The following is a 13,291-nucleotide window of genomic DNA, read 5'->3' as shown; positions in this document are numbered from 1 at the left end:
GTGAATACGACGGAGACTCTTGAGCGCGTTTAAGTAATTCATTTCATGTGCGAGCAAGGGGATTCGTCTCCCGAGCGCGCAGACGAACAAGAATGGATCATGCCCATTTCAAGGCATACTGATTCTCGGACTGCATCCGGAAATCCGTATGCCTTTTTGCGTGCTCGGAAAAAGTACTTCATTTTACAGTAAAGGGGGGACCCTCATGCGTTTATTTAAGCAATTGAGTTGGTTTCTTAAAGAACACAAATCATCGTATCTCGTAGCAGTCGTCTTGTTGATCATCACCGGCTTCATTGATTTAACGCCACCGTGGCTGATCGGTAAGGTCATCGACGGTTTACGATCAGGGTCGATGGACCGGACGACACTCTTACAGTATGTCGGCGGATTAACGGTCATCTCCATTGTGTCCTTCATCTTGACGTATCAATGGTTAGCGAAATTATTCGGAACGGCCTTTTTATTAGAACGGACGCTGCGGAGCCGCTTCTTTACGCACTTATTGAAACTGACGCCGACGTTCTATCAAAAGAATCGGACGGGAGACTTGATGGCACTCGCGACGAACGACTTAAAGGCGGTCGAGCGGACAGCCGGATTTGGTGTCTTGACGCTCGTCGATTCACTGAACATGACGGCAATCACGCTCGTCGTCATGGGGGTAGCGATCGATTGGAAGCTGACGCTTGCTGCCTTGTTACCGATGCCACTTCTCGCTTACGCGATGAATAAGCTCGGAAGTCAAATTCACGGGCGTTTCATCACTGCCCAGGATTCATTCGGAACGATGAATGACCAGGTCGTCGAATCGATTTCCGGCCTGCGTGTCATCCGCTCATTCGTACAAGAACCAGTCGATGTTAAACGGTTCGATGATGTCACGACGGATGTTTTTGAGAAAAATATGCACGTCGCAAAAATCGATGTCTTATTTGAACCGATCATCAAGCTGCTCGTCGGGTTCAGTTACTTGATCGGCTTATCGTTCGGGACATATCTCGTCTTTACGAACGACATCACGCTCGGACAATTGGTCGCCTTTAACATCTATCTCGGGATGCTGATTTGGCCGATGTACGCCTTTGGTGAATTGATCAATGTCATCCAGCGCGGAACAGCAAGTCTTGACCGCTTAGAGGAAACGATGAGTGTCAAACCGTTGATTGCTTCGACACCGCGGAAACACGTCGATCGCCCTGAACGGATCGAGATGATGGGTTTGACGTTTACGTATCCAGAGACAGCGCATCCGGTCTTACGAGATTTGAATATGACGATTGAACAAGGAACAACGATCGGGATTGTCGGACCAACAGGATCCGGGAAAACGACGTTCTTGCGTCAATTCTTACGTGAGTATCCAATCGGACGGGACATGTTGACAGTCAACGGTATACCGTATGAAGATGTTGCGCTAGAGACGGTTCGCGGATGGACCGGTTACGTCTCTCAAGAACATTTGCTGTTCTCAAAATCCGTCCGGGACAATATTCTGTTTGGTGCAGGTGAAGCGACAGAAGCTGAATTGCAGGAAGCGATTCGTCTCGCATCGTTCGAAAAAGATATCGAAACGCTGGAACAAGGACTTGAGACGATGGTCGGTGAACGTGGCATCACGTTGTCGGGAGGACAAAAGCAACGTCTGTCAATCGCGCGGGCGATGTTAAAAAAACCAGAGTTGCTGTTGCTGGATGATTCATTATCAGCGGTAGATGCGAAAACGGAATCACATATCATTGATTCGATTCGATCGAATCGCCACCAATCCACGACATTAATTGTTGCCCATCGCTTATCGGCAGTGGCACATGCGGACGAAATCATCGTCTTACAAGACGGAATGATTTCTGAACGAGGAACACATGACAGCCTGATGGCACAAAATGGCTGGTACGCTCAACAATTCGAGCGACAAAGTGAAGAGATGTAAGGAGGTGCCTTTGCATGAATGAATTGGAATTATATCAACTCGATCCGGCACGTCGGAAGACGACGATCCGTTCGTTAATCCGCTATGCGATGCATGAGAAAAAAGCAATTTTCTTAGGATTGTTTCTACTCGTATTAGCAGTCGGAGCGGAATTGACAGGTCCGTATATCGCCAAAGTCATCATCGATGAACATATCGTGGCAATTGAAAAGGACTGGGTTGAAGTTAAAGCGGACGGTGCGGTCACGTATGACGGTCGTCAGTTCGCCAAAGCACAGGATGTCTCGAAAAGTCAGATTGTTCGATCCGTCTCGATCGTTCAGACGGCAAACGGCTACTTTTTCGTACCAAAACAAGTCGTCAGTGGAGGAGAACGGAAAATTAGTGGGAATACGCTGACGGTCACGCGTGGAAACGATGTATACACGTATGACGGTATTCAAAAGCTGACACAAGGGCAGGTCTATGATTTTTATTCAAAGGACTTAAAAGCGATCGGCTGGTTATCGTTGATCTACGTCCTTTTGCTGCTTGCAGCAGCTGGTTTGAACTGGATTCAACAAATTTTGCTCCAACGCTCTGCCCATAAAATCATTAAACGGATGCGTCTTGATGTCTTTACGCATCTGCAACGGTTACCGGTCCGTTATTTCGATCAGACGCCAATCGGGAAAATCGTTAGTCGAGTCACGAATGATACGGAGACGATTCGCGATCTTTATCTCGGTGTGCTCGCCCGGGTCTTCTCGGGGATCATCACGATGGCAGGGATTCTCGTCGCGATGTTCTTCCTCGATTATCGCTTAGGACTCGTCTCGCTGATCATCATTCCGATCGTCTATTTCTGGATTCAGCTGTTCCAGAAACTCGCGACGAAGAATAACTTCAAGGTCCGCTCCCTCGTTGCCGACATGAATGGTCAACTGAATGAGAACATCCAGACGATGCCGATCATTCAGGCTTATGCACGTGAGAAGGAAGTTCTTGCTGAATTCGAACAAAAGAATGAAGAGAACTATCAGACACGGGCAAAGTTGTTACGACTTGATGCCTTGATGTCACACAACTTATCCTACTTTTTGAAAAACTTGACGCTCGCCTTGTTGATTTGGGTCGTCGGCGGAAAAAGTCTGACGAATGGATCGTTTTTATCACTCGGGATCTTATATGCGTACATCGATTACGTGTCCCGTTTATTCGAACCGGTCACTCAAATCATGAATCAGCTGTCACCGCTGCAACAAGCGCTCGTGTCAGCGGACCGAATGTTCCAGTTGCTCGACGAAAAGGGCGAGCCGGTCGAACAAGGTCGCGTGCCTCGTTTCAAAGGTGCGGTCTCTTTTAATAACGTCGAATTCAGTTACGAAGCGGGAAATCCCGTATTACGTGAAATTCAAATCGATGCTCGTCCTGGCGCGACGATTGCTCTCGTCGGTCACACGGGTAGCGGGAAAAGTTCGATCATGAACCTGCTGATGCGTTTCTATGATCCGTCAAAAGGACAGTTGTTGATTGACGGACAGGACGTGACGACTTTACCGAAACAAGCGGTTCGTGAGCATATGGGGATCGTCTTACAGGATCCGTTCCTCTTCACAGGAACGATTCGCTCGAACATCACACTCGGCAATCCTGATATTTCCGAAGAACGGGTACGACAAGCGATCGAAGCCGTCGGCGCGGATCGATTCATTGATCGTTTACCGAACGGGCTCGATGAACCAGTCATCGAAAAAGGTGCCACGTTATCAGCGGGGGAACGACAGTTGATCAGTTTTGCCCGTGCGCTAGCGTTTGACCCTGCCATCCTAGTTCTTGACGAAGCGACAGCGAGTGTTGACTCGGAAACGGAAGCGGTCATTCAAGATGCCTTGCTGACATTAACGAAAGGACGAACGACGTTCATCATTGCCCATCGCTTGTCGACGATCAAGGATGCGGACGAGATTCTTGTTCTCGATCATGGTCAGATCGTCGAGCGAGGATCCCATGATGTACTCCTCGCGATGTCCGGGATTTATGCGAAAATGTATGCATTACAAAGTAAGCGGAATCTAGAATTGAAATCAAGCTAATCCATCCAGTTTCTCCTCCTTTTCGTTTATACTGAAAAACGAAGAGGGGGAGTTTTTGGAATGGAGACACGGATGAGTCAATTATCGAAATACGAACTTGAGATGTTGATCACGAAATTAAGTGAACAAAAACGAAAAGCGGAGCAACACGGGAACGTCAGTGAAGTGGAAGTCGTGACGCGAAAAATCGCTATTGCGAAAAGTTATTTGATCGATCCGAAACGATTCGAACGGGGAGTCTTTTACCGAATTGAAGGAGAAGAGGCGCGATTTGAGTTACACTTCGTCAATGGCGTCATGGGCTGGGGACATTTTGAAGGAACTGCTCAAGAAGTCGCGATTCCGCTCGCATTATTCACAGGAGAGGGGGAGCAGGCATGACGAATCGAGAACAAGCACTAAAGCAACTGGCTGAAGAATTACTACAAGTAAACGACGTACTGACCCCTGACGAGGCATTAACATGGGTCGAAGTCTTATGGGAAGATTTCGAAGCAACACTCGCGCGCGCAGGTGAGAAGTATCAAGGTGAAGCCGTTGCAGTTCATTTCGTCGAGCAACAGATTAAACAGCATGGGGCGATGTTACACCGATTTAATACGACGAACGAAAAATTCAAGCATTTGATGACAGGTCGAAACGTCGAATGAAAAAAGCTCCGCACATCGGGATTTCCGTTGCGCGGAGCTTTGTCTTTATAATGCAGGGATGAACAGTTTTTTCTGCAAAGTCCGTTCGCTGAACACCCAGCCGGTATAGGAGCTGACGATTTCTTGTGTAGCAGCGTCGATTCTGACGACGGCAACGAATGGATAGACTTCCTTCGTGAAATAACGAAGGTTGGTGAAACGGTATTCGACAATGCCATCTTTTCGTGAGACCGTATACGTATGAATCTTCGAGAACTCAAGAAATGCTTGCAAGTCCGCGTTTTGTTTAACAATTTCGTACAAGGCGTCACCATGCGGTTCGTCCTTGATCCGGAAGTTTCCGCATTCGACGACGGTTCCACTGTTGATCTTAACGACGGAATACTCATCGCGTAAACGTGCTGCGACATGCCACTCATCCCATTTCATGCCAGGTGAGATGAAAAGCTTGTGTGCGCCGCGATAATAGCGCGCTGCGGTCGCAAGCGCGTCATTTCGTAACTTGAATTGAACAGCGTAGTAAATAATGACGATGGCAATTAAAATCGGGAAGATGACGATCGTCGCTTTCGTCAATAACCAAATCCCGAACGCGGCATAATACATCGTGAACAGATACGGATCAAATGTGTTGATGACACCCCAACCAATCCAGGATTTTTTAAACGGGTGTAAGGCTTGTGTTCCGTAAGCGTTAAACAGATCGACGAAGACATGAAGAGCGACAGCGATCTGCGCCATCAGCCATAATGAAGTCGGAGGTATACCGAATAACGTACCGATGACGATCGAAAGTAATAACGGCCAGGCGAGTAAGGCGATCAATCCGTGTGATTTTCCGCGATGTTGGCGCAAATAGGCGCTGTTTCCTTTGAACTTAAAGACAGTGTCGAAGTCAGGTGCGTGTGAGCCGACGAGCGCCGTCGTCGTCACGGCAGCAAACATCGTCGTGCTCGCTGCGACGTCAGGGTGTAGCGTCGAGATGGCGGCGAGACAAAGTCCCATGCCGATATGCGTACCAGTATCCAATGCGAATTCGCTCCTTCTATAAAATCGTGATGGTGAATCCATCGAGGTTCTGCCGAGTAATTTTTAATAAATATATCGTATCCAAGAGAAAAGAGGTAACCTTTTGACTGTCGTTCAAGAATATTTCACAAACTTTAATAAAACACAATTTACCACAGAACTGATTGCCTGGTTCCTTCGTGAACAGCGGGATCTCCCGTGGCGAAGAACCAAAAACCCATATCATATCTGGATTAGTGAAATCATGCTTCAACAAACGCGCGTTGATACAGTCATCCCGTATTATGAGCGCTTCACGAAACGTTTTCCGACACCGCATGATTTAGCAGAAGCGGATCAAAGTGAAGTGCTCAAACATTGGGAGGGCTTAGGGTACTATTCCCGTGTCAAGAATCTTCAAATCGCGGTTCAGGAAGTTGTTGAAAAATATGATGGGATCGTTCCGGACGAAAAGGAATTGTTCAGTCAACTGAAGGGTGTCGGTCCGTACACGACAGGAGCGGTTCTATCGATTGCTTATGGGCAAGCAGAACCAGCAGTAGACGGAAACGTGATGCGCGTCCTCTCACGTGTACTTGGGATTTATGAAGACATTGCTGCACCGAAGACACGGAAATTGTTTGAGGCGGCGGTACATCAATTGATTGATCCAGCTGATCCGTCCAGTTTCAATCAAGGCTTGATGGAACTCGGCGCGATGGTCTGTACACCGAAGTCTCCGATGTGTGGACTTTGTCCTGTTCAAGACGTTTGTTTTGCATATGATCGAAATGCACAGGAAGAACTACCTGTGAAGACGAAGAAAGGGAAGACGCAAATTATTCCGTATGATGCTCTTGTTTATGAAGCAGACGGAAAAATCGCAATTGAACAACGGGCGGAGACCGGTTTGCTTGCTGGCATGTGGCAATATCCACTTCGAGAAGCAGAAGAAGCGCGTGACGGAACGCTTATCGGGCATGTTCGACACATCTTTTCGCACCGGATTTGGGAGATTGCTGTCTATCGCGTGACGGAACAGCCGGACCAGACGATACTAGTTGATCAGGAAACGTATGCGACGCATCCGGTATCTGTCGCCCAAATGAAGATTGATCGACTATTAAAGGGGGAGATCTAATGCATACTTTTCGATTTGAGACGCGTGTCGATACATCAAAGAAGCAAGCGTGGGATTTTTTAAGTGATGCCAAGGCCTTAAGTCGATTGACGGTATTTCCGCAAGTGAAGACGTCGGGTGATACACGGACGCGAGCCGGGAACACGATTCGTCTACGTGTCGGAGTTTCACCACTATTTGTCTCGTGGACGTCTTGGATTCCTTTCGTAGAAGAATATGTCTTCGTCGATGTCGGTACAAAAGTGCCGTATCCGTTTCGTGCCTGGTGCCACGTGCACCGAGTCGAAGAACGTGAATCTGGCGTCTATTTCATGGATGAAGTGACGTATGCCTCCTTCTTACCAGCCTTCGTCATTGAAGCATTCATCTTAAAACCGATGTTCAAACAGCGAAAAAATGCGATTTTGAATCACTTTCAAGGCTGAATTCCGTCATTTTTCTGAAAAAATACCCTTTCGTTTTTCATGTGTTCTGAAAATGGGTATAATAAGCACGAGAGTATAACAGAATGGAAGAAAAACGCTTTAGAAAGGAGTAGCACATGAGTCGATTCCCAAAAGAAAGTAGCAAGATTGAGATTCAAAGTTTCAAACATAACGGGAGCTTACACAGAGTTTGGGAAGAAACGCTCGTGCTGAAATCGACGGAAGAAGAATTGATTGGGTTCAATGATCGTATCATGGTCAGTGAATCAGATGGTCGTCAGTGGCGAACGCGAGAGCCTGCAATCTGTTATTTTTCAACAGAACTCTGGTTCAATGTCATTTGTATGATTCGGGAGGATGGCATTTACTACTACTGCAACCTCGGATCACCTTCTACGTTCGATGAGAAAGATCGAGCAGTCAAGTACATTGATTATGATTTAGATATCAAAGTGTATCCGGACATGTCCTACATGATCCTCGATGAGGACGAATATGAGAAACATCGCCGTGAAATGAACTATCCGAAGGCGATTGATCGTATTTTAAAGGATAATGTTCAAATCCTGATCCAGTGGATTCGTAGTCGCAAGGGTCCATTTAACCCGGCTTTCGTGGATATGTGGTATCGTGAATATGAAACAAGATATCGGAGATGATGGTTCGCCATCGTCTTTTTTTAATTGAAGGAAGTGAAACACGTGGCAACACAAGCAAAACGTAAGCACCAAGGCTCGATTCGCCGCTATATGGCGTTCGTCAAGCCGTATCAAAAACAGATCCTCTTGACGGTCTTCGTCGGGATCATCAAGTTCTCGATCCCGCTCGGACTTCCATTGTTGTATAAATACATCATCGACCATATCCTAACCGGGAACACAATGCCGATGGCGGAAAAAAGTAAACAATTGGCGTATTTGATCGGAGCAGGTGTCTTCATCTTCTTGATCGTCAAGCCGCCGCTTGAATATGTCCGTCAATATCTCGCACAATGGTCAGCGTCGAAGATTCTATTTGACGTACGGAACCGATTGTTTGATCATGTTCAGAAATTGTCGCTTCGTTTTTATTCGAATACGAAAACCGGAGAAGTCATTTCGCGGATCATCAATGATGTCGAGCAGACGAAAGACTTCGTCGTCACAGGATTAATGAATCTATGGCTTGATATGATCACGATTTTTATTGCCATTGCCATCATGTGGACGATTGATCCGAAGTTGACACTCGTCGCCATCATTCCTTTACCCTTCTATGCCCTTGCCGTTAAGTTCTTTTACGGTCGCTTACGTGGATTGACACGGGAACGTTCGGCAGCCCTTGCGGAACTACAAGGTCATTTGACGGAACGGGTCAACGGGATGGCAGTCATTCGTAGTTTTGCACTGGAACCACACGAGAACAAAGCGTTCAAACATCAAAATGACGGCTTTTTAAAAGCAGCGCTTCGTCAAACGAACTGGAATGCGCGGACGTACGTCGTCGTCTCGACGATTACGGACTTCGCACCAATCCTGATCTTCGGAACGGCGGCGTTCTTCGTCTTGAACAATCAAGTGACACTTGGGACGATGGTCGCGTTCATTGGTTATATCGACCGTCTGTATGCACCGCTCGGTCGTCTCGTCAACTCTTCAACGACGTTGACACAGTCGATTGCCTCGATGGACCGGATGTTCGAGTTTTTAGATGAGCCGTATGACATTACGGAAAAACCGAATGCGCGTGAACCGAAAGATGTCCGCGGAAACGTTCAATTTGAAAACATCAGTTTCGCTTATGAAGAAGGCGGTGAGCTGGCGATCGATCGCTTGACGCTTGACGTTCAGGCAGGCGAACGGATTGCTTTCGTCGGGATGTCAGGTGGCGGGAAATCAACGCTCGTCAGTTTGATTCCGCGTTTTTATGATGTGTCTGCCGGTCGGATCACGCTTGACGATGTTGATATTCGTGACTTGAAGTTGCGAGGTCTTCGCGATCAGATCGGGATGGTCATGCAGGAATCGATTCTATTTAGTGAGTCGGTCCAAATGAACATCAAGATGGGGAATCCGGACGCGACGGACGAGGAAGTCATCGCAGCAGCAAAAGCAGCGAATGCCCACGAATTCATCGAACGATTACCAAACGGTTATCATACGCCGGTCGGAGAACGAGGCGTTAAGCTATCGGGTGGTCAAAAACAACGTCTTGCGATCGCGCGGGTCTTCTTGAAGAATCCGCCGATTCTAATCTTGGATGAGGCGACGAGTGCGCTCGATTTAGAGAGCGAAGCGATGATTCAAGATTCGTTAGCACGTCTTGCAAAAGGGCGGACAACGTTTACTGTCGCGCACCGTTTATCAACGATTACCGATGCCGATAAGATCGTCGTCATTGAAAATGGTCAGATTACGGAAATTGGCACACACGAAGTTCTCATGCAAAAACGAGGCGCTTATTTTGAACTGTATGCCATTCAAAATCTGGAACTCGTCGAATAACAAAAAACAGCGCCCCTTGCGAGGGCGCTGCTTTTTTAGTGAAGAGACTTAAAGTCGAGCAAAGGCACGATCGACTGCTGCGATCGTCTCTGTGATGTCGGCTTCCGTATGTTCTGTCGTCAAGAACCACGCTTCGTATTTCGAAGGAGCGAGGTTGACGCCTTCTTCCAGCATCAATTTGAAGAAACGTCCAAACATCTCGCTATCTGCACGTTCTGCACCATCGTAATCGATGACTGTTTCATCCGTGAAGTAGACCGTCATGGCACCTTTTAGACGGTTGATCGTAATCGTGACGTCATGACGTTTTGCTGCTTCCAGTACACCTTGTTCGAGTAAGGCACCGAGGTGATCAAGTTTTTCATAGACACCAGGCTGCTCAAGTAATTCAAGACAAGCGATACCGGCAGCCATGGATGCTGGGTTCCCTGCCATCGTACCTGCTTGATAAGCCGGACCGAGTGGCGCGACGTGTTCCATGATTTCTTTACGACCACCATAAGCACCGATCGGTAAACCACCACCGATGATTTTGCCGAGCGCCGTCATATCGGGGCGGATATTGAGTAGTTCTTGTGCACTGCCGTATGTGAAACGGAATGCAGTGATGACTTCATCGTAAATAACAAGTGCGCCGTGAGCATGCGTGATTTCGTTGACTGCAGCAAGGAATCCAGGTTGCGGTTCGACGATACCGAAGTTTCCGACGATTGGTTCAACGAGTACACAAGCGACTTGATCGCCCCATTGTTCCATGATTTGACGATATGATTCGATATCATTGAACGGTGTCGTGATGACTTCTTTTGCCGTCGCTTTCGTGACACCTGCTGAATCGGGAGAACCAAGTGTCGCTGGACCACTTCCTGCTGCGATCAGCATCAAATCCGAGTGACCGTGGTAACAGCCACTGAACTTCACGACAAGCTCACGACCTGTATATGCTCGTGCGACGCGAATCGTCGTCATGACGGCTTCCGTTCCGGAGTTCGTAAAACGTACTTTTTCAAGCGAAGGAATTGCTTTTTGTAGTTTATGTGCAAAGTCGATTTCTAGACGGTGGGGCGTGCCATAAAGAAGACCGTTCTGGGCAGCGTGTGTGATCGCTTCCGTAATGTGGGGGTGACCGTGTCCTGTGATGATCGGACCGTAGGCCGCTAAGTAATCAATGTAGCGATTGCCATCGACATCATAAAAGTAAGCACCTTTTCCGCTTTCCATATAGACAGGTGCACCGCCGCCGACGGCTTTGAATGAACGGGATGGACTGTTGACGCCACCAACGATACACTCTTGTGCGATTTCATATAACGCCTCTGAAGTAGGGCGAGTAGTGTGGGTAGACATGAAGATTCCTCCAATCGATGATTCGTGAAAAATATCACGATATGATTGTATCATGGACGTCAAATCCGGTGCAGAGCCGTTGACGGAATGCCTATTTGTAGGTAGACTAATTATAAAGATTACAATCTGATAATCAATGAAAGATAGAAATGAGGGGATGGACGTGGCTAACGAAATGCTGGATGACGCCGTGAAGTCACTTCGGGAATCAGGCGTTCGAATGACACCACAACGTCACGCGATTTTGGAATATTTAACGACGGGACACACGCATCCGACAGCGGATGAGATTTATCGTGCACTCGAACATCGTTTTCCAAACATGAGTGTGGCGACTGTATATAATAACTTACGCGTGTTTCGAGAAAAAGGAATCGTTGAGGAAATGAATTACGGAGACGCTTCAAGTCGCTTCGACTTCGTTACGACACGCCATTACCACATGATCTGTGAAAATTGCGGAAAGATCGTTGACTTCAACTATCCTGTGCTCGATGATGTCGAAACGGTTGCGGCGCACTTAACAGGCTTTAAAGTCGATCGTCACCGATTAGAAGTGTACGGAACTTGCCCGGACTGTCAATCGAATGTCCAATAAAAAAACGAGCTGCCTTAGCGGGGAGCTCGTTTATTGTGTTTATTATATTTTTCATCAAATTCTTTACCTTCAAGAGATGGATCCATCGTCAGTGGTTCATCGCAATGCATACATAAGTCGACGCGACCAAGGACTTTTGTTTCTTTTCCACAGTTCGGACAAGTGACGACAGCTGCCTTCGTTGATGTCAGACCAATCAAGAAATAGAGTGCCGTACTGGCGAGAACCATGACGAAACCGAGAAGCATGAGTAAGACCATGATGATCTCGAATTGTTTGAGTAATAGACCGCCATACATGACGAGCATCCCACCGAAGACGAGAAACATAGCTAAGTTTCGCGCGCGGTTTATTTTATTTTTACGTTGTTTTTTCAAGTGAATTCCCCCTGTTGTCAGTCTAGCATAAGAAGTGGGATTGCCTGAAGAAGGAAAGCTTGTTTTTTTGTCGAAAATGGTAACGACGAGTTCGTATAGAAGGGTGAGAAGTACATGGAACAAGCAACACGAACGATTTATTCGGAGTACGCGGCTTATCGTGAAACACAAGGGATCATTGCTGTTGAGAAACGGCAACCACGGGATTCCCTGACGGATCAATTTGATACACTTCTTGTTGTCATCACGAGAGACCCAGAAGTCGAGTGGACGATCAAACATTATCGACTGAATACACTAAAGGTGTCGTTACACCTCGTACATGAAGATGTGTTATCACGCTGGATTTTATTAAATGCCAATCGACGCGCGATTCACTGGATTGCTGAAGGGACGATCGTATTCGAACGAAACGATTACTTAGTTGACTTAAAAAGACAACTACTCGATTTTCCTGATGAGGAACGACATTTACAGATGACGATTTCCTTTGCTAAATTGTTGCGTCGTTTCCAAGATGGAAGAAACTTGTTTAGTCGCGGACATCATTATGATGCCTATACACATGTCCATCATGCGTTGCATCACCTGGCACGGTTATCCGTCCTCGAAAAAGGAAAACATCCTGAAACGGTCGTTTGGGAACAGGCGCGACTCGATGACCCGGATGTCTATAAACTATACGAGCAATTATTGATGAGTGAAGAGACACTAGATCAACGTATTCATCTTGCTTTGATTGGGCTTGAGCACCTTTTGCAGTCCAAGGTTTTATCGGGAGGACGCTATTTATTCGAAATTATGCGTGAACGGACGGATCCTTGGACGATGTATGAATTGATGGAAGAAGAACGATTGCAAGAAGTTAAAGTAGATTTGAGCAGCTTAATCGATTTCTTCATGCGAAAAGGTTTGATTCGTATCTCATATCAAACGACTAAAGGGGCGGGAGTCGAACTCGTGACGTATGAGCCGGTCGTATGACGATCGGCTTTACTTTTTCCTAGAATTGTTTTTGCTATATATAGAAGAAAAAAGATTTCAAAAGTTTTTTTAGAAAAACTATTGACGGTATTATACCGAGATAGTATATTAATACATGTCGACAGGGCAACACGCGCTGGACGGTGACGGGAAAGAAAAAAGATTTCAAAAAAGGATTGACGCTTAAGTTATTCCGTGATATCTTATTAAAGTCGCTGAAAACGACACGACGAACTTTGAAAACTGAACGATGAGGCAAAAATCGTATTC

The 13,291-nt window shown here is 46.8% G+C and carries 13 protein-coding genes; 10 read left to right on the top strand and 3 right to left on the bottom strand.

Annotated features, from left to right (window positions below; translation table 11 throughout):
- The first annotated feature begins 205 nt into the window (after nt 1-205).
- Genes B4F99_RS11320 through B4F99_RS11305 form a run of 4 tightly spaced genes read left to right on the top strand, consistent with a single transcriptional unit; the run spans nt 206 to nt 4,658 of the window.
- Nucleotides 206-1,933: an ABC transporter ATP-binding protein gene (locus tag B4F99_RS11320; protein ID WP_290757994.1), complete on the top strand. Its 1,728-nt coding sequence runs from the start codon at nt 206-208 to the stop codon at nt 1,931-1,933.
- A gap of 14 nt (nt 1,934-1,947) precedes the next feature.
- A complete protein-coding gene (locus B4F99_RS11315; RefSeq protein ID WP_290757992.1) occupies nt 1,948-4,008 on the top strand; it encodes an ABC transporter ATP-binding protein in 2,061 nt (686 codons plus the stop codon).
- A gap of 60 nt (nt 4,009-4,068) precedes the next feature.
- Nucleotides 4,069-4,389, top strand: coding sequence for a DUF1811 family protein (locus B4F99_RS11310; protein ID WP_290757990.1), 321 nt, complete (start codon nt 4,069-4,071; stop codon nt 4,387-4,389).
- A complete protein-coding gene (locus tag B4F99_RS11305) occupies nt 4,386-4,658 on the top strand; it encodes a YfhJ family protein (protein ID WP_056063671.1) in 273 nt (90 codons plus the stop codon). The genes B4F99_RS11310 and B4F99_RS11305 overlap by 4 nt, the downstream gene beginning before the upstream one ends.
- 45 nt (nt 4,659-4,703) lie before the next feature.
- On the opposite strand, the gene B4F99_RS11300 is transcribed toward B4F99_RS11305, so the two are convergent.
- Nucleotides 4,704-5,687, bottom strand: a complete 984-nt coding sequence (locus tag B4F99_RS11300; RefSeq protein WP_214856516.1) for a metal-dependent hydrolase — start codon at nt 5,685-5,687, stop codon at nt 4,704-4,706.
- A gap of 103 nt (nt 5,688-5,790) precedes the next feature.
- On the opposite strand from B4F99_RS11300, the gene mutY reads away from it, so the two are divergent.
- The 4 genes from mutY to B4F99_RS11280 all read left to right on the top strand — a co-directional run bounded on the left by mutY (nt 5,791) and on the right by B4F99_RS11280 (nt 9,715).
- Nucleotides 5,791-6,807 carry an A/G-specific adenine glycosylase gene (mutY, locus tag B4F99_RS11295; RefSeq protein WP_214856517.1) on the top strand — a complete coding sequence of 339 codons (1,017 nt, stop codon included), beginning with the start codon at nt 5,791-5,793 and terminating at the stop codon, nt 6,805-6,807.
- A complete protein-coding gene (locus B4F99_RS11290; protein WP_035412732.1) occupies nt 6,807-7,232 on the top strand; it encodes a hypothetical protein in 426 nt (141 codons plus the stop codon). Before mutY ends, B4F99_RS11290 begins: the two co-directional genes overlap by 1 nt.
- A 116-nt stretch (nt 7,233-7,348) precedes the next feature.
- Nucleotides 7,349-7,891 (top strand): nucleoside tri-diphosphate phosphatase, encoded by a 543-nt coding sequence (locus B4F99_RS11285; protein ID WP_023467311.1) that lies wholly within the window; start codon nt 7,349-7,351, stop codon nt 7,889-7,891.
- A 90-nt stretch (nt 7,892-7,981) separates the two neighbouring features.
- Nucleotides 7,982-9,715 carry an ABC transporter ATP-binding protein gene (locus tag B4F99_RS11280; RefSeq protein ID WP_214856525.1) on the top strand — a complete coding sequence of 578 codons (1,734 nt, stop codon included), beginning with the start codon at nt 7,982-7,984 and terminating at the stop codon, nt 9,713-9,715.
- A 48-nt stretch (nt 9,716-9,763) separates the two neighbouring features.
- Here the strand turns inward: B4F99_RS11280 and B4F99_RS11275 are convergent, their stop codons facing one another.
- Nucleotides 9,764-11,062, bottom strand: a complete 1,299-nt coding sequence (locus tag B4F99_RS11275; protein ID WP_214856518.1) for a glutamate-1-semialdehyde 2,1-aminomutase — start codon at nt 11,060-11,062, stop codon at nt 9,764-9,766.
- A 175-nt stretch (nt 11,063-11,237) separates the two neighbouring features.
- On the opposite strand from B4F99_RS11275, the gene perR reads away from it, so the two are divergent.
- A complete protein-coding gene (gene perR / locus B4F99_RS11270; protein ID WP_369792039.1) occupies nt 11,238-11,660 on the top strand; it encodes a peroxide-responsive transcriptional repressor PerR in 423 nt (140 codons plus the stop codon).
- Between the two features lie 14 nt (nt 11,661-11,674).
- Here the strand turns inward: perR and B4F99_RS11265 are convergent, their stop codons facing one another.
- Nucleotides 11,675-12,037: a DUF2614 family zinc ribbon-containing protein gene (locus B4F99_RS11265; protein WP_029340912.1), complete on the bottom strand. Its 363-nt coding sequence runs from the start codon at nt 12,035-12,037 to the stop codon at nt 11,675-11,677.
- A 114-nt stretch (nt 12,038-12,151) separates the two neighbouring features.
- Here B4F99_RS11265 and B4F99_RS11260 point away from each other — a divergent pair, with 114 nt between their 5' ends.
- Nucleotides 12,152-13,021 (top strand): nucleotidyltransferase-like protein, encoded by an 870-nt coding sequence (locus B4F99_RS11260; protein WP_035412741.1) that lies wholly within the window; start codon nt 12,152-12,154, stop codon nt 13,019-13,021.
- The last annotated feature ends 270 nt before the right edge of the window (nt 13,022-13,291 follow it).

The organism is Exiguobacterium sp. UBA3491 (assembly GCF_002377745.1).
In the GTDB taxonomy this organism is placed as follows: Bacteria; Bacillota; Bacilli; order Exiguobacteriales; family Exiguobacteriaceae; genus Exiguobacterium_A.
The sequence above is the reverse complement of the archived record's forward strand: the minus strand, read 5'-3'. Positions and strand labels throughout refer to the sequence as shown.

Excerpts from the sequence above, each read along its gene's own strand:
- B4F99_RS11320 (WP_290757994.1), top strand. The coding sequence starts at position 206 with ATGCGTTTATTTAAGCAATTGAGTTGGTTTCTTAAAGAACACAAATCA.
- B4F99_RS11315 (WP_290757992.1), top strand. The coding sequence starts at position 1,948 with ATGAATGAATTGGAATTATATCAACTCGATCCGGCACGTCGGAAGACG.
- B4F99_RS11310 (WP_290757990.1), top strand. The coding sequence starts at position 4,069 with ATGGAGACACGGATGAGTCAATTATCGAAATACGAACTTGAGATGTTG.
- B4F99_RS11305 (WP_056063671.1), top strand. The coding sequence starts at position 4,386 with ATGACGAATCGAGAACAAGCACTAAAGCAACTGGCTGAAGAATTACTA.
- B4F99_RS11290 (WP_035412732.1), top strand. The coding sequence starts at position 6,807 with ATGCATACTTTTCGATTTGAGACGCGTGTCGATACATCAAAGAAGCAA.
- B4F99_RS11285 (WP_023467311.1), top strand. The coding sequence starts at position 7,349 with ATGAGTCGATTCCCAAAAGAAAGTAGCAAGATTGAGATTCAAAGTTTC.
- B4F99_RS11280 (WP_214856525.1), top strand. The coding sequence starts at position 7,982 with ATGGCGTTCGTCAAGCCGTATCAAAAACAGATCCTCTTGACGGTCTTC.
- B4F99_RS11275 (WP_214856518.1), bottom strand. The coding sequence starts at position 11,062 with ATGTCTACCCACACTACTCGCCCTACTTCAGAGGCGTTATATGAAATC.
- perR (WP_369792039.1), top strand. The coding sequence starts at position 11,238 with ATGCTGGATGACGCCGTGAAGTCACTTCGGGAATCAGGCGTTCGAATG.
- B4F99_RS11260 (WP_035412741.1), top strand. The coding sequence starts at position 12,152 with ATGGAACAAGCAACACGAACGATTTATTCGGAGTACGCGGCTTATCGT.